Annotated in this window: 1 protein-coding gene; it reads left to right on the forward strand. The window is 66.2% G+C overall.

Annotation, left to right across the window (positions count from 1 at the left end; all coding sequences use genetic code 11):
• Positions 1 to 234: sulfatase-like hydrolase/transferase (locus R0J92_RS26765; RefSeq protein WP_411053914.1), on the forward strand; the 234-nt coding region annotated here is incomplete at both ends.

Consider the following 234-nt stretch of genomic DNA (forward strand, 5'->3'; position numbering starts at 1 on the left):
CTATACCGCCAGCCCCCTCTGCGCACCGGGACGGGCCAGCTTCATGTCCGGACAGCTGCCCTCCGCCACGGGCGTCTATGATAATGCCGCCGAATTCGCCTCCTCCATCCCGACATACGCCCCCCACCTGCGCCGTGCGGGCTATTACACCTGCCTCTCCGGCAAGATGCATTTCGTCGGCCCCGACCAGCTGCACGGGTTTGAGGACCGGCTGACCACCGACATCTACCCGCC

It is taken from the genome of Tritonibacter sp. SIMBA_163 (assembly GCF_046535935.1).
Taxonomy (GTDB): domain Bacteria; phylum Pseudomonadota; class Alphaproteobacteria; order Rhodobacterales; family Rhodobacteraceae; genus Epibacterium; species Epibacterium scottomollicae.